General features: G+C 70.0%; 24 protein-coding genes. 10 read left to right on the top strand and 14 right to left on the bottom strand.

Annotated features, from left to right (window positions below; all coding sequences use genetic code 11):
- Nucleotides 1-873, bottom strand: a complete 873-nt coding sequence (locus tag CK951_RS02440) for a zinc-ribbon domain-containing protein (protein ID WP_096784653.1) — start codon at nucleotides 871-873, stop codon at nucleotides 1-3.
- 165 nt (nucleotides 874-1,038) lie between these two features.
- Between CK951_RS02440 and CK951_RS02435 the strand changes: the two genes are divergently transcribed.
- Genes CK951_RS02435 through CK951_RS02425 form a run of 3 tightly spaced genes read left to right on the top strand, consistent with a single transcriptional unit; the run spans nucleotide 1,039 to nucleotide 3,334 of the window.
- Nucleotides 1,039-1,710 carry a cell division ATP-binding protein FtsE gene (locus CK951_RS02435; protein ID WP_096784652.1) on the top strand — a complete coding sequence of 224 codons (672 nt, stop codon included), beginning with the start codon at nucleotides 1,039-1,041 and terminating at the stop codon, nucleotides 1,708-1,710.
- Nucleotides 1,707-2,609: an ABC transporter permease gene (locus CK951_RS02430; protein WP_096784651.1), complete on the top strand. Its 903-nt coding sequence runs from the start codon at nucleotides 1,707-1,709 to the stop codon at nucleotides 2,607-2,609. The genes CK951_RS02435 and CK951_RS02430 overlap by 4 nt, the downstream gene beginning before the upstream one ends.
- A complete protein-coding gene (locus tag CK951_RS02425) occupies nucleotides 2,609-3,334 on the top strand; it encodes a 1-acyl-sn-glycerol-3-phosphate acyltransferase (protein WP_096784650.1) in 726 nt (241 codons plus the stop codon). Before CK951_RS02430 ends, CK951_RS02425 begins: the two co-directional genes overlap by 1 nt.
- A gap of 19 nt (nucleotides 3,335-3,353) precedes the next feature.
- Here the strand turns inward: CK951_RS02425 and CK951_RS02420 are convergent, their stop codons facing one another.
- From CK951_RS02420 to mobA, 3 genes are read right to left on the bottom strand one after another with little or no spacing between them, the layout of a single operon-like run.
- Entirely contained in the window at nucleotides 3,354-3,941 is a 588-nt protein-coding gene (locus tag CK951_RS02420) for a GNAT family N-acetyltransferase (protein WP_096784649.1), read from the bottom strand.
- A complete protein-coding gene (gene mobB / locus CK951_RS02415; RefSeq protein WP_096784648.1) occupies nucleotides 3,938-5,296 on the bottom strand; it encodes a molybdopterin-guanine dinucleotide biosynthesis protein B in 1,359 nt (452 codons plus the stop codon). Before mobB ends, CK951_RS02420 begins: the two co-directional genes overlap by 4 nt.
- Nucleotides 5,293-5,874: a molybdenum cofactor guanylyltransferase MobA gene (gene mobA, locus CK951_RS02410; RefSeq protein WP_096787136.1), complete on the bottom strand. Its 582-nt coding sequence runs from the start codon at nucleotides 5,872-5,874 to the stop codon at nucleotides 5,293-5,295. Before mobA ends, mobB begins: the two co-directional genes overlap by 4 nt.
- A 77-nt stretch (nucleotides 5,875-5,951) precedes the next feature.
- Between mobA and CK951_RS02405 the strand changes: the two genes are divergently transcribed.
- Both CK951_RS02405 and CK951_RS02400 read left to right on the top strand, forming a co-directional pair.
- Nucleotides 5,952-6,659: an AzlC family ABC transporter permease gene (locus CK951_RS02405; protein WP_096784647.1), complete on the top strand. Its 708-nt coding sequence runs from the start codon at nucleotides 5,952-5,954 to the stop codon at nucleotides 6,657-6,659.
- Complete coding sequence (locus tag CK951_RS02400) at nucleotides 6,656-6,988, top strand: AzlD domain-containing protein (RefSeq protein ID WP_096784646.1); 333 nt, start codon at nucleotides 6,656-6,658, stop codon at nucleotides 6,986-6,988. The genes CK951_RS02405 and CK951_RS02400 overlap by 4 nt, the downstream gene beginning before the upstream one ends.
- Before the next feature lie 5 nt (nucleotides 6,989-6,993).
- On the opposite strand, the gene CK951_RS02395 is transcribed toward CK951_RS02400, so the two are convergent.
- The 4 genes from CK951_RS02395 to CK951_RS02380 form a co-directional block, all read right to left on the bottom strand.
- Nucleotides 6,994-7,608: a hypothetical protein gene (locus tag CK951_RS02395; RefSeq protein ID WP_096784645.1), complete on the bottom strand. Its 615-nt coding sequence runs from the start codon at nucleotides 7,606-7,608 to the stop codon at nucleotides 6,994-6,996.
- 32 nt (nucleotides 7,609-7,640) lie between these two features.
- On the bottom strand, nucleotides 7,641-7,826 hold the full coding sequence (locus tag CK951_RS02390; protein WP_096784644.1) for an aa3-type cytochrome c oxidase subunit IV: 186 nt from the start codon (nucleotides 7,824-7,826) through the stop codon (nucleotides 7,641-7,643).
- Between the two features lie 110 nt (nucleotides 7,827-7,936).
- Entirely contained in the window at nucleotides 7,937-8,971 is a 1,035-nt protein-coding gene (locus CK951_RS02385) for an MBL fold metallo-hydrolase (protein ID WP_096784643.1), read from the bottom strand.
- Entirely contained in the window at nucleotides 8,968-10,656 is a 1,689-nt protein-coding gene (locus CK951_RS02380; protein ID WP_096784642.1) for an acyl-CoA dehydrogenase, read from the bottom strand. Before CK951_RS02380 ends, CK951_RS02385 begins: the two co-directional genes overlap by 4 nt.
- 107 nt (nucleotides 10,657-10,763) lie before the next feature.
- Between CK951_RS02380 and CK951_RS02375 the strand changes: the two genes are divergently transcribed.
- On the top strand, nucleotides 10,764-11,702 hold the full coding sequence (locus CK951_RS02375) for an L-threonylcarbamoyladenylate synthase (protein ID WP_096784641.1): 939 nt from the start codon (nucleotides 10,764-10,766) through the stop codon (nucleotides 11,700-11,702).
- A gap of 48 nt (nucleotides 11,703-11,750) precedes the next feature.
- Here CK951_RS02375 and CK951_RS02370 read toward each other — a convergent pair whose 3' ends face one another.
- On the bottom strand, nucleotides 11,751-12,338 hold the full coding sequence (locus tag CK951_RS02370; protein ID WP_096784640.1) for a DNA-3-methyladenine glycosylase I: 588 nt from the start codon (nucleotides 12,336-12,338) through the stop codon (nucleotides 11,751-11,753).
- Between the two features lie 89 nt (nucleotides 12,339-12,427).
- On the opposite strand from CK951_RS02370, the gene CK951_RS02365 reads away from it, so the two are divergent.
- The 3 genes from CK951_RS02365 (at nucleotide 12,428) to phbB (ending at nucleotide 15,376) form a co-directional block, all read left to right on the top strand.
- On the top strand, nucleotides 12,428-13,255 hold the full coding sequence (locus CK951_RS02365) for an EAL domain-containing protein (RefSeq protein ID WP_096784639.1): 828 nt from the start codon (nucleotides 12,428-12,430) through the stop codon (nucleotides 13,253-13,255).
- Nucleotides 13,256-13,376: 121 nt separating this feature from the next.
- Nucleotides 13,377-14,552: an acetyl-CoA C-acetyltransferase gene (locus tag CK951_RS02360; RefSeq protein ID WP_096784638.1), complete on the top strand. Its 1,176-nt coding sequence runs from the start codon at nucleotides 13,377-13,379 to the stop codon at nucleotides 14,550-14,552.
- Between the two features lie 98 nt (nucleotides 14,553-14,650).
- The gene (phbB, locus tag CK951_RS02355; protein WP_096784637.1) at nucleotides 14,651-15,376 is read left to right on the top strand and encodes an acetoacetyl-CoA reductase; all 726 of its coding nucleotides are present in this window, start codon (nucleotides 14,651-14,653) and stop codon (nucleotides 15,374-15,376) included.
- A gap of 132 nt (nucleotides 15,377-15,508) precedes the next feature.
- On the opposite strand, the gene CK951_RS02350 is transcribed toward phbB, so the two are convergent.
- The 3 genes from CK951_RS02350 to CK951_RS02340 form a co-directional block, all read right to left on the bottom strand.
- Nucleotides 15,509-15,676 carry a YdcH family protein gene (locus tag CK951_RS02350; protein ID WP_096784636.1) on the bottom strand — a complete coding sequence of 56 codons (168 nt, stop codon included), beginning with the start codon at nucleotides 15,674-15,676 and terminating at the stop codon, nucleotides 15,509-15,511.
- A 98-nt stretch (nucleotides 15,677-15,774) separates the two neighbouring features.
- Entirely contained in the window at nucleotides 15,775-16,536 is a 762-nt protein-coding gene (locus CK951_RS02345) for a tRNA1(Val) (adenine(37)-N6)-methyltransferase (protein ID WP_096784635.1), read from the bottom strand.
- Entirely contained in the window at nucleotides 16,536-16,751 is a 216-nt protein-coding gene (locus CK951_RS02340; RefSeq protein ID WP_096784634.1) for a DUF2007 domain-containing protein, read from the bottom strand. The genes CK951_RS02345 and CK951_RS02340 overlap by 1 nt, the downstream gene beginning before the upstream one ends.
- Before the next feature lie 54 nt (nucleotides 16,752-16,805).
- On the opposite strand from CK951_RS02340, the gene CK951_RS02335 reads away from it, so the two are divergent.
- A complete protein-coding gene (locus CK951_RS02335) occupies nucleotides 16,806-17,807 on the top strand; it encodes a polyprenyl synthetase family protein (protein ID WP_096784633.1) in 1,002 nt (333 codons plus the stop codon).
- A gap of 38 nt (nucleotides 17,808-17,845) precedes the next feature.
- Here CK951_RS02335 and CK951_RS02330 read toward each other — a convergent pair whose 3' ends face one another.
- Nucleotides 17,846-18,682, bottom strand: a complete 837-nt coding sequence (locus CK951_RS02330; RefSeq protein WP_096784632.1) for a 4-(cytidine 5'-diphospho)-2-C-methyl-D-erythritol kinase — start codon at nucleotides 18,680-18,682, stop codon at nucleotides 17,846-17,848.
- Nucleotides 18,675-20,378, bottom strand: a complete 1,704-nt coding sequence (locus tag CK951_RS02325) for a tetratricopeptide repeat protein (RefSeq protein WP_096784631.1) — start codon at nucleotides 20,376-20,378, stop codon at nucleotides 18,675-18,677. Before CK951_RS02325 ends, CK951_RS02330 begins: the two co-directional genes overlap by 8 nt.
- Nucleotides 20,379-20,469 lie beyond the last annotated feature (91 nt).

The raw sequence follows: 20,469 nt of genomic DNA, 5'->3' as shown, positions 1-20,469 counted from the left end.
TCAGGAAGCGGCGTCCTGCACTGCCTGACGGGCGGTCTGCAGCAGCCGGTCGAGCAGCAGGCGCGCCTCGTCCACCGCGGCGACGTAGCGGCGCAGCGCGGGCTCGGCCCCGGGCATCTCGGCCGCGATCTGCGGTGCCATCAGATAGCCGGTGGCCAGAAGCAGGGCGACCACGATCATCAGGAAGAACCCGGCGCGATAGGAGGCGCGCGACGGACGCGGCGGCGGCGCGGGCTCGTCCCCGGCGCCGGGGCGCGTGACGCTGGACCGCAAGGTCGAGTTGATCTCCTCGATGTCCGGCAGCAGGTCGCGCCGGGGTCGCGGCATCGGCTCGGCCAGGGGTGCCTGCGGCATCGGCGGCGCGGCCGGGGGCTGGAAGGCCACGACCTGCGCCAGCGCCGGCCGCTGGTCGGGCAGCACGGAAGGGTCCGGCACCGGGGCGATCACCGTCTCGCCCGCGCCTTCCCTGCGGCGCTGCTCGGCCTCGCGCTCGGCTTCCTCGCGCAGGACGGCAAGCAGGCCCTCGTCGAGGCTGCGGCTGGGAGGGGCCACGGCCGCGGGCGGGACCGCGGCATCGTCGTCGTCCTCGCCGGGCGGATCCTCGTCGGCCGAATCCGGCCCGCGTCCGGGTTCGGGCGTGCCGAGGGTCGGATCGGACTGCGGCAGCGGCGTCTCGGAAAGCCAGGCGGGGGGCGCCGCCGCGGGCGGAGCCTCTTCTGGCGCGGCCGCGGGCAGCGGCACCGAGAAGATCGCGCTTGGCCGCTGGAACCAGCCATGCCCGCAGTTCGAACACTGGACGTCGCGGCCCTCGGCCGGGATGGCATCATCGGACACTTCGTATTGCGCGTCGCAATTCGGGCAAATCAGCCGCATGTCCCTCTTCCCGCCTCGTCACCTGATCTTTGCGTCATCTTGTAGCAACGATGCCGCGCCCATCCAAGCCTTTGTGGCCGCAGCGTCTTCGAGCCTCATTGAAACCGCCCGCAGGGTGGTTAAGACTGCGGCCGCATTCGCGGGACCCGAAGGGGAGAAACAGGCGTGATCGCCTTCGACAATGTCGCCTACAGCTACGGCGGCGGTGAGCTTCTGTCCGAAGTCTCGCTGCGCCTGACCCGCGGCTCGTTTCATTTCCTGACCGGGCCCTCGGGCTCGGGCAAGTCCACCTTCCTCAAGCTCTGCTACGCCGAGCTTCTGCCCACCGCCGGCAGCGTCACGATCTTCGACCGCGAGGTGCGCAGCCTCGACCGCGACGAGGTCGCGCGGATGCGCAGGCGGGTGGGCGTGGTGCATCAGGACTGCCAGTTTCTCGACCATCTGCCGCTCGCCGCGAACGTTACGCTGCCGCTGACCGTGGCGGGCCGCGACACGAACGCACAGGATCTGTCGGACCTGCTGGCATGGGTCGGACTGGCCCAGCTGGCCGATGCCCTGCCCCCCGCCCTGTCGGGCGGCGAGCGCCAGCGCGCCGCGGTCGCCCGCGCCATCATCACCTCGCCCGACGTGCTGCTGGCCGACGAGCCGACAGGCAATCTCGACTGGGAGATGTCGCTGCGGCTGCTGAAGCTGCTGGTGGAGCTGAACCGGATGGGCACCACGATCCTCGTCGCCACGCATGACCTGAACCTGATCCGCAACGCCAAGCAGCAGGTCGCTGCGCGGGTGCTTCGGATCTCGAACCGTCGGGTTCAGCTTGCGGGGGCCGACCTGTGACCTTCGCCCAGCTTCTGTCGGAACTCGCCACGCCCGACCGGCAGGCCGACCGCGTGGTTCCGCCCTCGGGGCACACCGCCTGGCTGACCGGCTTCACCGCCGGAACCATGACCTTCCTTGCCGTCTTCGCGCTGGCGCTGTCGCTGGCGGCGGGCCGGCTGGCCGACCGCTGGGGCGAGGCGCTGGAGCGCACGGCGACCATCCGCATCTCGGCCCCCGAGGAGCAGCTGGAGGTCCAGACCCGGGCGGTGCTCGACCTGCTGGCCGAGACGCCCGGCATCGCCTCGGCGCGGGCGCTGACGGACGAGGAAGAGCACGCCCTGCTCGAGCCGTGGTTCGGAGCCGACCTGCCGCTCGACTCGCTGCCCATCCCGCGGCTGATCGAGCTGCACGAGGAGGGCGAGGGCTATGACGCCGACGGCCTGCGCCAGCGGCTTGCGGCCGAGGCCCCGGGCGCGGTGCTCGACGATCATCTGCGCTGGCGCCAGCCGCTGGCCGTCGCCGCCTCGCGGTTGCGGCTGCTGGGTGCCGTGTCGATCCTGCTGATCCTCGCCAGCACGGCGGCGATGATCACGCTGGCCGCGAATGCGTCGCTTGCCGCGAATGCGCAGGTCATCCGCGTGCTGCGCCTCGTGGGCGCACATGACCGCTATATCGCCCGCGCCTTCGTGCGGCGCTTCACGCTGCGGGCGCTGGCCGGGGCCGCGGCGGGCGCGCTGGCCGGCATGGCGGCGATCGCCCTCCTGCCCTCGGCCGATGCCGCGGGCGGCTTCATGACCGGCCTCGGCTTTCAGGGCGCCGGCTGGCTTCTGCCGCTGCTCCTGCCGCCCGCCGCCGCCGTCACCGCCTTCTTCGCCACCCGCGCCGCCGCCTTCCGCAAGCTCAAGGAACTCACCTGATGCGCCACGCGCTGCAATGGATCCGGTCCATCATCTTCAACGTCCAGATGTATGTCTCGATGATCGTCATCGCGCTGGCCTTCACGCCGCTGGTGATGCTCGACCGCAAGTGGGCGCTGGTCTGGATGCAGGTCTTCGGGCGCTGGGTCCGCTTCACGGCGCGCTGGATCGTCGGGCTGAAGACAGAGGTCCGCGGCGAGGTGCCGACCGGCGCCGTGCTGATCGCCTCGAAGCACCAGAGCTTCCTCGATTCGATCACCCTAGTCTCGGTGCTGCCCGCGGCGCGCTTCATCATGAAGAAGGAGCTGGGCTGGATCCCCCTGATGGGCTGGCACGCGCTGCGCGCCGGGTTCATCCCCGTGGATCGCGGCAAGCGCGGGGCGGCGATCAAGAAGATGATGGCCGACGTGGCCAAGGGCCGCGAGCAGCCGGGCCAGCTGATCATCTATCCGCAGGGCACCCGCGTGGCGCCGGGGGACGAGAAGCCCTACAAGATGGGCACCGCGGTGCTGTATGGCCAGCTCGAGCAGGACTGCCATCCGGTCGCGACCAACGTCGGCGTGTTCTGGCCGCGGCATGGCGTGTTCCGCAAGCCCGGGACGGCGGTGATCGAGTTCCTGCCGCCGATCGCGCCGGGCCACACGCCGGCCACCTTCATGGTCGAGCTGGAGTCCGCGATCGAGGCAGCCTCGAACCGGCTGATCGCCGAGGCCCGGGGCGCCTGACGGGCGCCCGGGCTGCGGTTCAGCGCACCCGGCGCACCATGGTGATCGCGCTGGTGAAGCCAAAGACATGGCGCAGCGCGCCGATGCCATGCGCGCTGACCGCCACGAAACCCAGCCGCTCGTAGAGCGCCCGGGCGCGCCAGTTCGAATCGATCACATCCAGACGGACCGCCGTATAGCCGCGCCGGATCGCCTCGGCGCAGATCTCGCCCAGAAGGGCCGTGCCGATGCCATGAGAGCGCATCTCGCGCTCGACGCAGATGCCGTCCAGCAGGAAGCGGTCGTTGTCCACCTCGCCCTGCAGCAGGCGCAGGATCATCGCGCGCCAGGTGCCGCCCCAGGCGCCATAGACGGCCCGCATGTCGGCACTGGTGCCGCCGGCGAAGCCGCCGCGCGGCGTCTTGAAGCCGGCAAGGCCCAGCAGGCGCCCGTCGTCATCCAGCGCCGCGATGGCATGGTCCTCGCGCATGACCCGCTCAAGGAAGGCCAGCGCCCGCGGCTCGGGACCCATAACCTTGTCGAGCTTGCCGCCGAAGGCCTGCCAGTAGAGCCGGGCCGCCGTGTGCCGCTGCGCGGCCGGCAGGCCGTGATGCAGGCTGATCCTCATATCAGGGAAAGCCGCAGCTGATCGGCATGGCCGGCCCCGAGGATCCAGCCCTCCTCGGCGCGGCCGGGCCAGTCGGGCACGTCCTCGAGCAGATCGCCCAGCGAGCCGTCGCGCGACATCCGCCACAGCGCCCGCGCCATCAGACGCACCTGCGCCGAATCCTTGATCTCGCCGTCGCGGGTGGCCTTGGTGATCTGCGGCCCGAGGAGCGAGGGGTAGATCTCGGCCACGACCAGCGGCGCGGTGGCGGGCTCGAACGGCCAGGCGGCGGCATGGAAGCGGCGGCGGAGGCGCGCGATGACCGGCAGGCCCAGAAGCGCCTGCGAGCCGACCGAGCCGGTGGTGTAGAGCTTCCAGACCGGATGCGCCTTCGGCACCGCCAGTTCCACGCGCCGCCGCTCGGCGATGCCCAGCGCGGCGTGGTCGCAGGTCTTGCGGTCGGGCAGGTCGGCAAGCTCCATCCCCGCGGGTCGGCCCCAGAACGGCCCTGCCCCCTCGAAGGCCGCGTTGATCCCGGCGGCCAGCTGGAAGCGGTTGTTGGCGTTGTCGGGCGCGTCCTCGATCCGCGCCTCGAGCCAGTCCCAGAGCGCGGGCGCCCACCGCTCGCCCGCAAGCTTCGGCGCGAAGCCTTCCGGATAGCCGAAGGGGAAGTCGAAGCCGGCCAGCACCCGCCGCCCCGCCGCAAGCTCGAAGGCGAAGAGGTCGTTCAGATGCGCCTCGGCATCGGCACGGGTGCGGTGATAGCTCACCGTCTCGCCCAGCGGGCTCGCCACGCCGATCCAGATCGCATCCGACGAGGGCTTCCTCGGCGAGGGCACCGAGGCGCCCGACCAGTCCACCGCGATCACCGTGTCGAAGCCGGTGCGGACGAGGCCGGTCTCGGCCAGCACGAAATCCGCCACCGCCCCCACGTCGTCGAGGTCGAGCACCGGGACGGGCAGCGACAGCGGGCAATCGGCGGCGACCGCCCGCACCCAAGGGTCCTGCGGCTGGATCGGCTCGTGCCCGGCCGCTGCGCGGAAGACCTCGATCTTGGGATGCGGCTCGGACTTGTAGCCCTCGACCAGCACCAGATCGACCGGCGCCATCCGGGACAGGATCGCCGCCAGCCCCGGCTCGGGTCCGCGGTGCTCGCGCATCAGCGCGAAGCGGTCGGCCGAGGCCAGCACGACCTCCGACGCTCCGGCCGCGCGGTGGCGCCAGGTGTCCTTGCCCGGCTGGTCTAGGTCCACCTCGTGGTGGACATGCTTGACCGTCGAGACGCTGAAGCCGCGCGCGATGATCGCGCCCACCAGCCGCTCCATCAGGCTGGTCTTGCCGGCGTCCTTCCAGCCGATGATTCCGTAAACCCTCATTCCCCGTTCCGCAGCATCGATTCGGCCTGCGCCAGATCCTCCGGCGCGTTCAGGTTGAGGAAGGCGTTCGCGTCCGGAAATCCAGCCCGTGCGGCCGCATGCCGCGCCGCGAAGGCCATGACCTTCGCCTCTCCGGCGGCAAGCCAGGCCTCGAGATCGTCGGCCACCCCGACCGGCCAGAGCGCGCAAGCCGGATGCAGCCGCCCGCCCGCTTCCGCGACGGCGGCTCCGCCATCGCCGGCCATCCACAGGCGCGGCGCCAGATCGCAGGGAAAGAACGGCGTATCCACCGGCACCGTCACCAGCGCATCGGCGCCGCGCGCCGCGGCCCAGCGCAGGCCCGCAAGCACCCCCGACATCGGCCCCTGCGGCCGCGCGTCGGCCAGGACCGGCAGGCCGAAGCGCGCGAATCGCGCGGGGTCGCCATTGGCGCTGATCGCCAGTTCCTCGACCTGCGGCGCGAGGCGATCGACGGCATGGGCCAGCAGCGGCCGGCCCGCCAGCGGCAGCAGCGCCTTGTCGGTTCCGCCCATCCGCCGGCCTTCTCCGCCGGCCAGGATCAGCCCGAAGAGTCTCATCCGCGCCTCCGATTGCATCGCCCGGCCAGAAGCCGTAAGCCGTCCGGGCGCGGCCGTAAACCCGAAGGTTCCCTGCCATGTCCGTTCGTCGAGCCGCCGTCCTGCGCGGCATCTGGTCCTCTGCCCCCTTCGCGCTCGTCATCGGGCCGTTCGGCCTGCTGTTCGGCGTCGTGGGCACCGAGGCGGGGCTCGACATCGTCGAAGTCATGGGCTTCTCGATCATCGTCATCGCCGGGGCGGCGCAGTTCGCCGCGGTGCAGATGCTGGCCGATCACGCGCCGACGGTGATCATCCTTGCGACTTCGCTCGCGGTGAACCTGCGCATGGCGATGTATTCCGCCTCGCTTACACCGCATCTGGGGAAGGCCCCGGTCGGGATGCGGGCCGTGATGGCCTATTTCCTGGTCGACCAGACCTACGCGGCCTCGATGATCGAATACGACCGCAACCCGGAGATGAGCCTTGGAGAGAAGATCGCCTTCTTCTTCGGCACGGTGCTGCCGGTCTGCCCGCTCTGGTATGTCTCGACCTATGTCGGCGCAAAGGTCGGCACGGCGATCCCGCCCGAGTTCGCGCTGGATTTCGCGGTGCCCATCACCTTCCTCGCCATGATCGCGCCACTTCTGCGCACAGCGGCGCATGTGGCGGCCGCGGGGGTTTCGGTGGCCCTGGCGCTGGCGCTGGCCTTCGTGCCCTACAACGGCGGGCTGCTGATCGCCGCCGTGGCGGCCATGGTGACCGGCGCGCAGGTCGAGGCCTGGACCGAGCGGAGGCGCGCGGCATGATCGAGAACACCCTGCAGGTCTGGATCGTGATGATCGTGCTGGGCCTCGGCACGTTCCTGATGCGCTTCTCGTTCCTCGGGATGATCGGCAGCCGCCAGTTGCCGGTCTGGGCACTGCGCCTCCTGCGCTACACGCCGGTTGCGGTGCTGCCGGGGCTGGTGGCGCCGCTCGTGCTCTGGCCGCCAGCGACGGGGGGCGAGACCGACCCGGCGCGCCTTGCCGCGGCGGTGGCGACGGTGGGGGTCGGCCTGCTGTCCCGCAACGTCTTTGCCGCGATCTTCGCAGGGGCGGCGGTGCTCTACCTCACGCCCTGGCTGATGGCGCTCTGATCCCGTCAGTAGGCGAGGCGGGGATCGCCCTGCTGCACGATCAGCACGCCGTGGTTGTCGTCAGCATCGTCGTCCCGGATCGTCCGGGTCTCCACGCCCGGCAACTGGCCGAACTCGGCCATCAGCCGGTTCGGAAACCAGGTCACGCCGATCGACTCGAGGCCCGGCGTGCCGTTCAGGATGCTCGAGATCGACCGCGCGCATTGCGCCTTGGGCACCGCGCCATAGGCCATGGCGCGCCGCATCACCGTTTCCGCCATCTCGGCCGAGACCTGCACCGTCTGCTCGTGCACGTCGAAGGTCTCGCGCGCGTGGTAGTCGATGTAGAAATCGACGACCTTCGGCGTGACGCCGAAGTGGACGTCATTCCGTTCGGGCAGCCGCGGATGGTGCCAGGTGCCGGCGGGGTCGAACATCACCACCTGCGAGCCGTTGATGAGCAGGCCGGAATGCGCCCCCCCGCCGCCCTTGACGCGCGTCACCGTGTAGAGCGTGATCGAGGCGGGCTCGCCCGAGACGAAATGCGCGCGGGTGACCTCGGCCTCCGGGGCCCATTTCGGTTCGGCGCCGCCGCAGGCGGCAAGCGCCAGCAGGGCGACGCAAGGTAGGATGGTTCGCATGGAAGGTCCTGGAGACGTCGCCCCGGCGGGGATCAGGCGTTGGCGAGGGCGAGGAAGATCAGGACGCAGAAGATGATGACCGCACCCCAGGTCACCATGCGGATGAAGCCGACGAAGGTCTTCTCCTGCTGGGTGATGTCCATGGTTCCGGGCACATGCCCATGATCGGCGTGCGAATGGTCGGCCATCGGTCCGGGTCCCTTGTGAGTGTCAGACATCTATCCGAATTCCTTTCCGCTGTCACGCCTGCTCGACCGGGTGCCGCGAGGACCCGGCCCGCCCTGCCCCGTCGCCGCGACGCCTGCGGGCGGTCGTGGCCCGCAAGAGGTCAGGCGTCCGCCCGCTGCCAGATCCACGCGCCGTCCGCGTCCGGCCGCCGGATGACCTCGCCGCGGTGCCAGAGGTGGTTCATGTGCGCCACCGCCTCGACCAGTGCCATGTCATAGGCGCCGCCCACGATCTCGCGTCCGAAGAGCGGGATGAAACACTCGGCCGCGGTCCGCGGTTCCGCCAGATGCTCGCGCAACCGGTCGAGCGCGCCCTCGTGGTTCTCGATCATCTGCCGCAGGCGGAGCGGCAGTCCGGTGAAGGGCAGCTTGTGGCCCGGCAGGATCAGCAGGTCGTCGCGCGCATGCTCGCGGAACGCCCGGCACGAGGCGAGCCAGTCGGCCAGCGGATCCGCCTCCGGCTCCGAGGCATAGACGCCGATGTTGGCCGAGATGCCGGGGAGAAGCTGGTCGCCGCCCAGCACCAGCCGGTCGTCGAGGCTCCAGAGCGTTGCATGTTCCGGGGCATGGCCGTGACCGACCCGGACGACCCAGCGCCGCCCGCCGGCGGTCAGGATGTCGCCATCCACGATGCGCGAGAAGCCCTGCGGCATGGGCGCCACCACATCGGCGAAGTTGAACGGCCGCTCGGTCGCGCGGCGGGCCAGCATCTCGGCCGGCATGCCCGCCCGACGCCAGTAGGCCAGCGTCTCGGCCGTGGGCACCGGCTGCACGTCCAGCGTCAGCATCCGGGCATAGAGCCACGAGGTCCGCGTGCAGACCAGTTCCGCCCCCATCGACTGGAACCAGCCGGCGAGGCCCACGTGGTCCGGGTGGTAGTGTGTGACGATCACCCGCCGGATCGGGCGGCCGCCCAGCGGCCCGTCCATCAGCCGCTGCCAGATGGCGCGGCCGCGGCGGCTGTCGAAGCCGGTATCCACCAGCGTCCAGCCGTCGCCGTCATCCAGCGCGAAGACATTGACGTGATCGAGCTGCATCGGCAGCGGCAGGCGCAGCCACAGCACGCCCTCGGCCAGAGGGATGGCCGAGCCCTCCTCGGGCGGCAGGTCGAACGGCGTGCGGATCTGGGCCGTCACGCCGCGAGATCCTCGGCGGAAAGGGCATAGAGCCCGGCCGCCCCCTCGCGCACCTGCGCCAGAAGCGCCGCGTGCTCGGGCAGCAGCCGGCGGATCGCCACGCGGGCCAGCGGCTCGCGCGCCCGCTCGGCGATGGCGGCCGTCAGGTGGAAGTGGGCACCCAGCACCCGGGCGAAGGCGCGCAGATAGGGCACGGCTCCGGCGTAGCGGTCCTGCATCTCCTGCGCGACCAGCGCCTCGGTCGCCTCGCGCAGCGCCTCGGTCGCGGCCCAGACGTCGTTGGCGAGGTCCGGCAGGCTGTGCCGCGCCGTCTCGGCCGCATCCTCGATCTCCTGCAGCAGGCGGAACGCGGCCTCGCCGCCGTCCATCATCTTGCGGCCCACCAGATCCATCGCCTGGATGCCGTTGGTGCCCTCGTAGATCGCCGTCACCCGCACGTCGCGCAGGTATTGCGCGGCACCCGTGCCCTCGATGAAGCCGGTCCCGCCATGGACCTGCACGCCCATCGAGGCGACCTCGATCCCGACATCCGTGCCGTAGGCCTTGGCGATCGGCGTCAGCAGCGCGGCCCGCGCCTGCCACTCGGCCGAACCCGTCGCGCGCGCCATGTCGAGCGCGACCGCGCAGGCAAGCGCGATGGCGCGGGCCGAGAAGGTCTCGGCCTTCATCACGGCGAGCATCCGGCGCACGTCGGCATGCTCGATGATCGTCCCCGATCCGCCCTGCCGGCGCTCCAGCGCATAGGCCACGGCCGCCTGCGTCGCGGCCTCGGCCACGCCCACGCCCTGCACGCCCACGCCGAGGCGGGCGTTGTTCATCATGGTGAACATCGCCGCCATTCCCTTGTGCGGCGCGCCCACCAGCCAGCCCCGGGCGGCATCGAACTGCATGACCGCCGTGGGCGAGCCGTGCAGGCCCAGCTTGTCCTCGAGGCTCACGACGCTCAGGCTGTTCCGCTGCCCCGGGTTGCCATCGGCATCGGGGATGAACTTCGGCACCATGAAGAGGCTGATGCCCCGGGTGCCGGGCGGGCCGTCGGGCAGGCGCGCCAGCACGAGATGGCAGGTGTTGGCAAGGAAATCGCTGTCGGCCCAGGTGATGTAGATCTTCTGCCCGGTGATGGCATGGCTGCCGTCGCCCAGCGGCTCTGCCCGCGTCCTGACCGCGCCGACATCCGAACCGGCCTGCGGCTCCGTCAGGTTCATCGTGCCGTTCCACTCGCCCGAGATCAGCCGGGGCAGGTAAAGCGCCTTGATCTCGTCCGAGGCATGATGCTCCAGCGCCTCGATCTGGCCCTGGGTCAGCAGCGGGTTCAGATGCAGCGACAGGCAGGCGCCGGCCATCATCTCGTTCACCGCCGTCGTCACGGTCAGCGGCAGGCCCATGCCGCCATGGGCGGGATCGGCCGAAATCCCCACCCAGCCGCCCTCGGCAATGGCGCGATAGCCCTCGGCAAAGCCCGGCGACGTGCGGACGACGCCGTTCTCCAGCCGCGCCGGGTGCAGATCGCCCGGCCGTTGCAGCGGCGCGAGCACCTCCTCGCACAGCTTGCCGGCTTCGGACAGCACGGCCTCGACAATCTCTGGGGTGGCTTCGGCGAAACGGTCGGTGGCGGCGACCTGATCCAGCCCGACCACATGGCGCAGAAGGAAGCGGAAGTCGGCCAGCGGGGCGCGATAGGGCATGGGGTCCTCCGGGAAGGCGCGCCTTGGCAAAGGGCCGGGACGCGGATAAGTCACCGGAAGCCTACCTTACGCGCCCCTGTCCTCAAGCTCAACGCTGCGTCACGCCGATGACCGAGACCCGCCTGCTGCCCGCGACGCCCGAAGGCATCGCCGACGCCGCCCGCATCCTGGGCGACGGCGGGCTGGTGGCCTTCCCGACCGAGACGGTCTATGGCCTCGGCGGCGACGCGCGCTCGGACCTTGCGGTGGCGCGGATCTTCGAGGCCAAGGGGCGCCCGCGCTTCAACCCGCTGATCGTGCATCTGCCGGACCTTGAGACCGCCCGCCGCTACGCGCGCTTCGACGACGCGGCCGAGCGGCTGGCGGGGGCTTTCTGGCCCGGGCCGCTCACGCTGGTCCTGCCGCTGGGCGAGGCGCCGCTGTCGCCGCTGGTGACGGCCGGCCTCCCTTCGGTCGCGATCCGGGTTCCTGCCCATCCGCTGGCGCGCGAACTTCTGCGCGCCTTCGGCGGCCCGCTCGCCGCGCCTTCCGCCAACCCCTCCGGCCGGGTCAGCCCGACCCGCGCCGCCCATGTGATCGAGGGTCTCGCAGGCCGGATCGAGGCGGTGCTGGACGGCGGAGCCTGCGAGGTCGGCGTGGAATCGACCATCCTCGGCCTCGACGGGCCGCCGCGCCTGCTGCGCCCCGGCGGCCTGCCCCTCGAGGCGCTCGAGGAGTGCCTTGGCCAGCGCCTCGCCAGCGGCGGCAGCGCCGAGCGTCCCACTGCGCCCGGCCAACTCGCGTCGCATTACGCGCCCGCGGTGGCGCTGCGGCTGGGCGTGACCAGCCCGGCGGAAGGCGAGACCTATCTGGGCTTCGGTCACTCGGGCGGCACGCTGAACCTCTCGCCTTCGGGCGATCTGGTCGAGGCGGCGGCGAACCTCTTCCACCTGCTGCGCGAGGCGGACAGGCTGGGCCGCCCCATTGCCGTGGCGCCGATTCCGGAAAAGGGGCTGGGCCGGGCGATCAACGACCGGCTGCGGCGCGCCGCGGCGCCGCGCCCCTAGGCCATCCCGGCCGCCGCCCCCTTCAGTTCAATCCGGCAACGGCACGTTTCAGGACGTCCCGGGCTGGCCCAGCGCCGCGCAGCGGGCATGGGCGGGGCAGGTCACGAGGTGGTCGTTCACCATGCCGGTCGCCTGCATGAAGGCATAGACGATGGTCGGCCCGCAGAAGCGGAAGCCCTGCGCCTTCAGGTCCTTCGACATGGCGCGTGCCGCGGCCGTCTCGGTCGGGACCTCGGCCATGCTGGCAAAGCGGTTCTGCACCGGGCTCCCCTCGACATGCTTCCACAGGAAGTCCGCAAACCCCTCGCGCTCCTCGATGGCAAGGAAGGCGCGGGCGTTGCCGATGGTCGCCTCGATCTTGCCACGGTGCCGGACGATGCCGGCGTCAGACAGCAGGCGCGCCACCTCGGGTTCACCCCAGGCGGCGATGGTGGCCGGCTCGAACCCCGCGAAGGCCGCGCGGAAGGCGTCGCGCTTTCTCAGGATGGTGATCCAGGCGAGGCCCGCCTGAAACCCGTCGAGAACCAGCTTCTCCCAAAGCGCGCGGGCATCGCGCTCGGGAACGCCCCATTCGCGGTCGTGATAGTCCATGTAGAGCGGGTCGGTCCCGCACCAGGGGCAACGCATGGGGATCATATCCGAAGGATATCAATGCCAATCTGAACTTTTCCTTTACGGTTGTGGCGGCAGTCTGTCATCGGATTCGGGCAGTGAAGGCGGAAGAAATGGCTCAGCAACGCAGGCCGGAGGCACCGCCAGTCGGCACGCCCCTCGACTTCGCCATGGATGAGATCGACAGGCAGACCCTGCGCATGGTGGAACAGGCGCTGCGGGCGGAGCGGCTGGCGCTGGCCTGGCAGCCGGTGGTGCTCGCGCGGGACGTGACGCGGAGCGTGTTCCACGAGGGGCTGATCCGCGTGCTGGACGAAACCGGTCGCAACATCCCGGCGCGGGACTTCATGGCAGCGATCGAGACGCAGGAACTCGGCCGCCTGATCGATTGCGCCGCGCTCGGCATGGGTCTTTCGGCGCTGGCGCGCAATCCGGGCCTGCGGCTGTCGATCAACATGTCCGCCCGCTCGATCGGCTACACGCGCTGGATGTCGACGCTGAAGGCGGGGCTGCGATCGAACCCGACGCTGGGCGAGCGGCTGATCCTCGAGATCACGGAAAGCTCGGCCATGCAGGTGCCGGAACTGGTGATCGCCTTCATGGACGAGCTGCAGCGCGAGGGGATCTCTTTCGCGCTTGACGATTTCGGCGCCGGCTTCACCGCCTTCCGCTACCTCAAGGATTTCTTCTTCGACATCATCAAGATCGACGGCCAGTTCATCCGCAACATCCACGCCGATGCGGACAACCAGGTTCTGACCCAGGCCATGCTCTCGGTCGCGCGGCACTTCGACATGTTCACGGTCGCGGAATCGGTCGAGACGACGGAAGAGGCCGAATGGCTGCGCCGGGCCGGCGTGGACTGCCTGCAGGGCTATCTGTTCGGCGCTCCGCACACCCAGCCCGCGTGGGAGCCGGTCAACCAGCGCATGACCGCCTGACCCCCTTCTCGCCGGTTCGGGCGCAAAGATCTTGCGCTCGGCCCCCTCGGTGCTTACCCAATTTCTGCGAAGCGGCGGAGAAGCCCCTCTGCCGGCATCGGGTTCAGGGAGAGGAACGGACATGACCAACGTGGTAATCGTCTCGGCGGCGCGCACGGCCGTCGGGAGCTTCAATGGCGCCTTCGCGAACACGCCCGCGCACGAACTCGGCGCCGCCGTCATCGAGGCCGTGATCGCCCGCGCGGGGATCGACAAGGCCGAGGTCAGCGAGACGATCCTCGGCCAGGTGCTGACCGCCGGCCAGGGCCAGAACCCGGCCCGTCAGGCGCATATCCGCGCCGGGCTGCCGAAGGAAAGCGCCGCCTGGAGCATCAACCAGGTCTGCGGCTCGGGCCTTCGCTCGGTGGCGCTGGCGGCGCAGCACGTCCAGCTGGGCGATGCCTCGATCGTCATCGCGGGCGGGCAGGAGAACATGAGCCTCGCCCCCCATGTCGCGCATCTGCGCGCCGGCCAGAAGATGGGCGACCTGAGCTTCATCGACTCGATGATCAAGGACGGGCTGTGGGACGCCTTCAACGGCTATCACATGGGCCAGACCGCCGAGAACGTCGCCGCGCAGTGGCAGATCAGCCGCGACATGCAGGACGAATTTGCCGTCGCCAGCCAGAACAAGGCCGAGGCGGCGCAGAAGGCCGGCAAGTTCGCCGACGAGATCGTGCCCTTCGTGATCAAGACCCGGAAGGGCGACGTGACGGTGGACGCCGACGAGTACATCCGCCACGGCGCGACGCTGGACGCGATGGCGAAGCTGCGCCCGGCCTTCACCAAGGACGGCACGGTGACTGCCGCCAATGCCTCTGGCATCAACGACGGCGCCGCGATGGTGCTGGTGATGAGCGCGGAAGAGGCCGAGAAGCGCGGGCTCACCCCCCTCGCCCGCATCGCCTCCTATGCCACGGCCGGTCTTGATCCGTCGATCATGGGCGTCGGTCCGATCCACGCCAGCCGCAAGGCGCTGGAAAAGGCGGGCTGGAAGGTCGGCGACCTCGATCTGGTGGAAGCCAACGAAGCCTTCGCGGCGCAGGCCTGCGCGGTGAACAAGGACATGGGCTGGGATCCCTCGATCGTGAACGTGAACGGCGGCGCCATCGCCATCGGCCACCCGATCGGCGCGTCGGGCGCGCGCATCCTGAACACGCTGCTGTTCGAGATGAAGCGGCGCGACGCGAGGCGCGGCCTCGCCACGCTCTGCATCGGCGGCGGCATGGGCGTCGCCATGTGCCTTGAGCGTCCCTGATCCTTTCGCAGTTGCAGAAAACGGGGGCGCAATTTTATTGCGCCCCCTATTTCGTTTGGATAACAGTCTTTCACAAGCAGTCTTGCTGAGGAGGAATCATGTCGAAAGTTGCTTTGGTCACCGGCGGTTCGCGCGGCATCGGCGCCGCCATCTCGATCGCGCTGAAGAACGCGGGCTATACCGTCGCCGCGAACTATGCCGGCAATGACGAGGCCGCGCAGAAGTTCACCGCCGAGACCGGCATCAAGACCTACAAGTGGTCGGTGGCCGACTACGACGCCTGCGCCGCCGGCATTGCGCAGGTCGAGGCCGAACTTGGCCCGGTCGCCGTGCTGGTCAACAACGCCGGCATCACCCGCGACGCGATGTTCCACAAGATGACCGTCGCGCAGTGGAAAGAGGTGATGGACACCAACCTCTCGGGCCTGTTCAACATGACCCATCCGCTCTGGTCGGGGATGCGCGACCGCAAGTTCGGCCGCATCATCAACATCTCGTCGATCAACGGCCAGAAGGGCCAGGCCGGCCAGGCGAACTATTCCGCGGCGAAGGCGGGCGATCTGGGCTTCACCAAGGCGCTGGCGCAGGAAGGCGCACGCGCCGGCATCACCGTGAACGCGATCTGCCCGGGCTACATCGGCACCGAGATGGTCCGCGCGATCGACGAGAAGGTGCTGAACGAGCGCATCATCCCGCAGATCCCGGTGGGCCGCCTGGGCGAGCCGGAAGAGATCGCGCGCTGCGTGGTGTTCCTGGCCTCGGACGATGCGGGCTTCATCACCGGCTCCACCATCACCGCCAACGGCGGCCAGTATTTCGTCTGACACGACCCGGCGCGCGCGGAGGACATTCCGCGCGCGCAAACCGGCTGCTGTGCGGGGGATTCAACCTGCGGCAGAAAAAGCCGGCGCCGCTCCGGCAGGGGGCGCTGGCGGTCCGCCAGCGCCGGGCACGCGTCAGGCCTGGGAGAGGCGGTTGATTTCTTCCTTGAGCCTCAACTTCTGTTTCTTCATCTCGGAGATCTTCAGGGCGTCGACGGCAGGGTTTCGCTGAGCTTTCTCCACGCTTTCCGAGAGGGTCTCGTGCTTGCGGCGCAGTTCCTGCAGATGCGAAGCGACAGTCATTCTCGTCCTCCTGTGCATGATCCGAGTGTCACGAGTTCATCACAAAGGACGAGTCGTGTCACGCAAACTCGGGCCCTTTGGCGGAGCTTCGCGCAGGGCTAGATCAACCTGAACGGGAAAACGCCGCCGCCGCGAAGGATCTGCGCGGCCGGAGGCGTGAAGCTTTCGCGGTCGCCGTCGTGGCGGTCGCCCTCGTGCAGCACGAAGGGGGGCAGCAGGCGGAACGTGCCCTTGCCGCCCTTGCGGGACTGGAGGATCACTCTCTTGGCCTCGCGCCCGGCACGCGCCTGAAGTGGCAGCACCACCGTCGAACCCATGCGCGCATCAAGAGCGGCCAGCGCATCCGGCAGGCGATCCGCCCCGAAGATCAGCGACAAAATGCCGCGGGGCGCAAGGCGCCGGATGCCGGCCCCGATCCACAGCCCGAGCGGCGTCGCCTCGCGCATCGCGCGCTCGCGGCCGGGGTCGGCGGCCCCGGTCCCGCCGCCCGCCGGGTAATAGGGCGGGTTGGCGATGACATGGTCGAAGCTCGCCCGCAGCGGTGCGGGCATCCGGGCCAGGTCACCCTCGACCACCTCGAGCGCCACCCCGTTCCGCGCCGCGTTCTCGCGCGCGAGCGCGGCATAGGCCGGCTGAAGCTCCAGCCCCGCCAGCCGCAGCTCCGGCACCCGCGCGGCGAGGCAGAGGCTCGCCACCCCCACCCCGCAGCCAAGCTCGAGCACGCTCTGCCCCGGCTCAGCCGGGACGGCCGCCGCCAGCAGCACCGGATCGGTCGCGGCCCGGTAGCCGCGCCGGGGTTGCAGCACCCGAAGCCGGCCGCCCAGGAAGCCGTCGTCGGTCAGCTCGTCAGGCGCGAACATCAGGGAGTGGTCTCGATGCCGTTGTCGGCCATCACGCGGCAGGCGCGGTCCCAATCATCGAGAGAGACAAACAGCCGCCGCGGCAATATGCCGATCGAGCCTTCGAGGACGCTCATGTGGACGTCCACCGGAAAGGCGTCTATATCCTCGCCCTGAAGGAGCGCGGTGGCGAAGGCGATGATCGTCGGATCGGTCGTGCGTAACAGTTCCTTCATGTCGGGGACATTGTCGGCAACGCGTCGGTTTGTCGAGCAGGTTGCAGGATCGGGATGGGATTGGACGAGGTTTCGCAAAAGCCGCACGAACGGCTCGCCACTTGGCTCGCCGGGGACATGGCAGCCGTCAACGCGCTGATCCGCGAGCGGATGGCCTCGAAACACGCGCCCCGCATCCCCGAGGTGACGGCCCATCTGGTCGAAGCCGGCGGCAAGCGGCTCCGCCCGCTGCTGACGCTGGCCGCCGCGCGGATGTGTGGCTATGACGGCCCCTATCACATCCATCTGGCGGCCACGGTCGAGTTCATCCACACGGCGACGCTGTTGCATGACGACGTGGTGGACGAAAGCCACCGCCGCCGCGGCAAGCCGACCGCCAACCTCCTGTGGGACAACAAGTCCTCGGTTCTGGTCGGCGACTACCTCTTTGCCCGCAGCTTCCAGCTGATGGTCGAGACCGGGTCGCTGCGCGTGATGGACATCCTCGCCAACGCTTCGGCCACGATCTCGGAAGGCGAGGTGCTGCAGCTGACCGCGGCGCAGGACCTGCGCACGACCGAGGACATCTACCTGCAGGTGGTCCGCGGCAAGACGGCGGCGCTGTTCGCGGCGGCAACCGAGGTCGGCGGCGTGGTGGCGGGCGTGTCGGACGAGCAGGTGGACGCCCTGCACGCCTATGGCGACGCGCTGGGGATCGCCTTCCAGATCGTGGACGACCTGCTCGACTACGGCGGCGTGGATGCCCAGATCGGCAAGAACACCGGCGACGACTTCCGCGAGCGCAAGCTGACCCTGCCGGTCATCAAGGCCGTGGCCAAGGCTGACGAGGCCGAGCGCGCCTTCTGGCAGCGCGTGATCGAGAAGGGTGACCAGCGCGAGGGCGACTTCGCCGAGGCGCATGCGATCATGACCCGTCACGGCTCGATGGAAGCCGCGCGTCAGGACGCGCTGCACTGGGTCGCGGTGGCGCGGGACTCGCTGACGAAGCTGCCGGCGCATCCGCTGCGCGACATGCTGCACGATCTGGCGGATTTCGTCGTCGAACGCATCGCCTGAGAGCGCGCCGCCGGATCACCTCCGGCGGCCGGCCTGCCTCAGCCGATCATCCGGGCAGGCTCCACCCACCATGTGGGGCGGCGGCTCCGAAGCTTCTCGGCGCCCGCACGCGCCCCGCCCTCATCCGCGAATAGTCCGAAGCAGGTCGCGCCCGAGCCCGACATCCGGGCCAGCAGGCAGCCCGGCAGCGACGACAGTTCCGCCTTCGTCTCGGCGATCTCGGGCGCGAGGCTAACGGCCGGCGCCTCCAGATCGTTCCGCATCGCATCAAGGAAGGTGGCCAGTTCCTCGGCCGAGCCACAGGCGGGCAGCACCTTTGGCATCGGCGGGTTGTCCCGGCGGGCCAGCGCCTTGAACACCGGGGGCGTGGGCACAGAGACGCCGGGGTTGGCCAGCACCAGCCAGGCCTGCGGAAGCGGGTGATCGAGCGGGCTCAGCACTTCGCCCACGCCCGACATCCGCACCGCGCGGCCCTCGAGGCAGACGGGAACGTCCGCGCCCAGCTTCAGCACCGCCGCAGGCTCGGGCAGCGGCGCGTCCCACAATTCGGCCAGCGCCTTCAGCGTCGCCGCGGCATCGGCCGAACCGCCACCGATGCCCGAGGCCACCGGCAGGCGCTTTTCCAGCGTGAGCCGCGCCCCCTGCCCGCCCATGGCACGCGCGGCCCGCAGCACGAGGTTGTCGTCAGACACCGGCAGGTTGCCAGCCTGCGGCCCGGTGATCTCGAGCGTCAACTCCTCGGCGGCCTCGGCGCGGACGGTATCGCCCACCTCGGCAAAGACGACGAGCGAATCGAGCAGATGATAGCCGTCCGGCCGCTGGCCGGTGACATGCAGGGTCAGGTTGATCTTGGCTTGGGCAAAGGCTTCAGTCATTCGCACTTTCGGCAACAGATAACGGTTTTGCGCCTTCCTCGGCCAGAAGCGCATCGAGTCCGACCGCAAGCTTGCGGCGGATGCGCTCGGCCTCCTTTTCCTCGGGGTCGAAGGACAGCGCGCGGCGCCACTGGAAGCGGGCCTCGAGCTTGCGCCCTACGGCCCAATAGACATCGCCCAGATGGTCGGTGACGATCGGATCGACAGGTTCGAGCAGCGAGGCCTTCTCCATCGGCTCCACCGCATCCTGATAGCGGCCGAGGCGGAAGTAGGCCCAGGCGAGGCTGTCGATGATATAGCCGCTTTCGGGCCGGGCGGCGACGGCACGCTCGATCATCGACAGCGCCTCCTCGAGGTTCTGCCCCCGGTCGACGAAGGAATAGCCGAGGTAGTTCAGGACCTGCGGCTCGTCCGGGTTCAGCGCCAGCGCCTTGCGGAAGTCGGCCTCGGCCTCGGCCCAGTGCGACAGGCGCTCGTGGCAGATGCCGCGGCTGTAATAGAGCGGCCAGTGCTGGCGCTCGGGCGCCTCGACCCGGGCGATGGCCGCGTCATAGGCGGCCACGGCATCGGCATAGCGCTCTTCCCGGCGCAGCGCGTCGCCCAGCGCCAGATGAACCTGCATCAGGTCGGCCCGGCTGCGCGCAAGGCCCTGCAGCACCTCCAGCGAGGCCTCGGTCTTGCCGTCGGCGCGCAGCGCATCGGCGCGCCCGATCTCGGCCACGAAGAACATCGGGTCCGAGGTCGGGATGCGGGCGTAGGTCTCGGAGGCCAGCTGGTGCTGCCCCTCGTTGTCAAGGATCTGCGCCGTGAGCAGCAGCGCCTCGGTATGGTCGGGCCGCAGGTGGATCGTCGTGCGGGCATAAAGCAGGGTCGAGCCGTCGTCGCCCTCGCCGCTCAGCGCACCGGCGAGGGTGAAGAAGATCTCGGCCATGCCCTCGGTCGCGTTGCGCGCCACGTCGTAGGTCAGCTTTTCGCCAGCACCCAGCCGGGCCTTCAGCGCGTCGATGCCCGCATCGGCATCGGCGCCGAAGCTGCGGTCGAGCATGGCGATGGCATCGGCGTTCCGGTCGAGCTGGCTGAGGATCTGCGCATGGGCGATCGAGCCGCGGCGCATCACGTGCAGCGTCCTGCCGTCGCTGCCGGTGAGGATCGCGTCCGCCCCCTCGAAATCGCCGGCCGCCGCCAGCGCCAGCGCCTTGTGGTAGAGGCCGAAGGCTTCCAGCCCGTCCCCCGCCTGCGCGATCCCGTCGAAGGCGGCCAGCGCCTCGGACATCCGGCCGGCGCCGAGCGCCGCCCAGGCCATGGCGAGCTTGTCCACCAGCGGACCAAGGCCGGTCGGCCCGCCCTTCAGGATCGCCTCGAAATCCTGCCGCTGCGCCCGGTCGGCCAAAAGCACCAGCGCCGCGGGCTGGCTCGGCGCCTTGGCCTCGACGAGCCGGTTGGCCAGCGGCACGGCCTTGTCGATCTCGCCCAGCGAAAAGGCCGAGATCAGCGCGCCCTCGACGAGGGCCTGATTGGCCGGATCGTCCGCCAGCGCCCGCGTGAACCAGTCGCTGGCCGCGCGATAATCGCTGCTGGCGGCCGCGACACGGGCAGCGAGATAGGCGCCCGCGTCGCCATCCTGCGCCAGCGTCGCCGCAGGCAGAAGCCCGGCGAGCGCCAGGGCCAGGACGGGACGCGTCAGGAAGTTCGCCATGGATGTTCGCCTCCGGTTTCCGGCAACGCTAGCCGTGCCGCAGGGGCAAGGCAATGCGCGCGGGACCGGAACGCAAAGGCTCGCGCAAATG

It is taken from the genome of Rhodobacter sp. CZR27 (genome assembly GCF_002407205.1).
Taxonomy (GTDB): Bacteria; Pseudomonadota; Alphaproteobacteria; order Rhodobacterales; family Rhodobacteraceae; genus Cereibacter_A.
The sequence above is the reverse complement of the archived record's forward strand: the minus strand, read 5'-3'. Positions and strand labels throughout refer to the sequence as shown.

What these genes read in the sequence shown, in the direction of transcription:
- CK951_RS02345 (WP_096784635.1), bottom strand. Translation starts at nt 16,536, where the DNA reads ATGTTCGCGCCTGACGAGCTGACCGACGACGGCTTCCTGGGCGGCCGG.
- CK951_RS02370 (WP_096784640.1), bottom strand. Translation starts at nt 12,338, where the DNA reads ATGATCCCCATGCGTTGCCCCTGGTGCGGGACCGACCCGCTCTACATG.
- CK951_RS02340 (WP_096784634.1), bottom strand. Translation starts at nt 16,751, where the DNA reads ATGAAGGAACTGTTACGCACGACCGATCCGACGATCATCGCCTTCGCC.
- CK951_RS02380 (WP_096784642.1), bottom strand. Translation starts at nt 10,656, where the DNA reads ATGCCCTATCGCGCCCCGCTGGCCGACTTCCGCTTCCTTCTGCGCCAT.
- CK951_RS02425 (WP_096784650.1), top strand. Translation starts at nt 2,609, where the DNA reads ATGCGCCACGCGCTGCAATGGATCCGGTCCATCATCTTCAACGTCCAG.
- CK951_RS02335 (WP_096784633.1), top strand. Translation starts at nt 16,806, where the DNA reads ATGGGATTGGACGAGGTTTCGCAAAAGCCGCACGAACGGCTCGCCACT.
- phbB (WP_096784637.1), top strand. Translation starts at nt 14,651, where the DNA reads ATGTCGAAAGTTGCTTTGGTCACCGGCGGTTCGCGCGGCATCGGCGCC.
- CK951_RS02325 (WP_096784631.1), bottom strand. Translation starts at nt 20,378, where the DNA reads ATGGCGAACTTCCTGACGCGTCCCGTCCTGGCCCTGGCGCTCGCCGGG.
- CK951_RS02390 (WP_096784644.1), bottom strand. Translation starts at nt 7,826, where the DNA reads ATGTCTGACACTCACAAGGGACCCGGACCGATGGCCGACCATTCGCAC.
- CK951_RS02405 (WP_096784647.1), top strand. Translation starts at nt 5,952, where the DNA reads ATGTCCGTTCGTCGAGCCGCCGTCCTGCGCGGCATCTGGTCCTCTGCC.
- CK951_RS02330 (WP_096784632.1), bottom strand. Translation starts at nt 18,682, where the DNA reads ATGACTGAAGCCTTTGCCCAAGCCAAGATCAACCTGACCCTGCATGTC.
- CK951_RS02365 (WP_096784639.1), top strand. Translation starts at nt 12,428, where the DNA reads ATGGCTCAGCAACGCAGGCCGGAGGCACCGCCAGTCGGCACGCCCCTC.
- mobA (WP_096787136.1), bottom strand. Translation starts at nt 5,874, where the DNA reads ATGAGACTCTTCGGGCTGATCCTGGCCGGCGGAGAAGGCCGGCGGATG.
- CK951_RS02395 (WP_096784645.1), bottom strand. Translation starts at nt 7,608, where the DNA reads ATGCGAACCATCCTACCTTGCGTCGCCCTGCTGGCGCTTGCCGCCTGC.
- CK951_RS02350 (WP_096784636.1), bottom strand. Translation starts at nt 15,676, where the DNA reads ATGACTGTCGCTTCGCATCTGCAGGAACTGCGCCGCAAGCACGAGACC.
- CK951_RS02360 (WP_096784638.1), top strand. Translation starts at nt 13,377, where the DNA reads ATGACCAACGTGGTAATCGTCTCGGCGGCGCGCACGGCCGTCGGGAGC.
- CK951_RS02420 (WP_096784649.1), bottom strand. Translation starts at nt 3,941, where the DNA reads ATGAGGATCAGCCTGCATCACGGCCTGCCGGCCGCGCAGCGGCACACG.
- mobB (WP_096784648.1), bottom strand. Translation starts at nt 5,296, where the DNA reads ATGAGGGTTTACGGAATCATCGGCTGGAAGGACGCCGGCAAGACCAGC.
- CK951_RS02375 (WP_096784641.1), top strand. Translation starts at nt 10,764, where the DNA reads ATGACCGAGACCCGCCTGCTGCCCGCGACGCCCGAAGGCATCGCCGAC.
- CK951_RS02440 (WP_096784653.1), bottom strand. Translation starts at nt 873, where the DNA reads ATGCGGCTGATTTGCCCGAATTGCGACGCGCAATACGAAGTGTCCGAT.
- CK951_RS02400 (WP_096784646.1), top strand. Translation starts at nt 6,656, where the DNA reads ATGATCGAGAACACCCTGCAGGTCTGGATCGTGATGATCGTGCTGGGC.